The 646-nt window shown below is 33.2% G+C and carries 2 pseudogenes; one reads left to right on the forward strand and one right to left on the reverse strand.

Annotated features, from left to right (window positions below):
* Positions 1-453, reverse strand: a pseudogene (locus L4B77_RS20235) (GH116 family glycosyl hydrolase); the annotation flags it as partial.
* A 64-nt stretch (positions 454-517) separates the two neighbouring features.
* Between L4B77_RS20235 and L4B77_RS20240 the strand changes: the two are divergent.
* Positions 518-646 (forward strand): annotated as a pseudogene (locus tag L4B77_RS20240) (aldose 1-epimerase); the annotation flags it as partial.

Consider the following 646-nt stretch of genomic DNA (forward strand, 5'->3'; position numbering starts at 1 on the left):
CTTTATAAAGTTATCTYTATTTTCTTTATAGAAATTGCCATTTGCTAATGCAGCACGAATGAGGTTAATCGCATTCGAAATATTTTCTTTATTTATCTTCTTTCCATCGAATAGCGCTGGGTAAAAATTCAGATGAACGCTAAGCTCTTGCTCGTTAACAACCTGAAGCGTTTCAATGGTCGGCACATCCATCACTGACGCATAAAAATCATTAAAATTAACAACTTGCTCTGAACAATCGACAAATATTCCTGGAATAAAGCTGAAGTTTGGCGTGTTACCATTTGGCGTCAATGTAAAAGTATTACCGATACCACCGATCGCCATACCTGTATTTTCTGGTGTCGTAGAAATTGGCGTGTACCAAGGTTGAATAAATTCAACTGCGTCGCCCTTTTTACACAAGTGTTCTGAATTTCCTGAATAGCTTGAATATGGAATTTTATTATTCATGTTAAAACCGCCATTGAATATTTTTTTCTTCTTGTTAATATCTTTCAAAAATGGAGACATCAACATGTTTAAAATTATAAATGAAAAATTTGGAAATATTGACTCTGTCACATTAATAAATCAGCAGCATGGTATAGAACTTCAAATAATCAATGGGTTTGGTGCTGTTATAAATAAATACATTGTAAATAAC

Source organism: Vibrio minamisatsumaniensis, from assembly GCF_050337445.1.
Lineage (GTDB): Bacteria > Pseudomonadota > Gammaproteobacteria > Enterobacterales > Vibrionaceae > Vibrio > Vibrio artabrorum.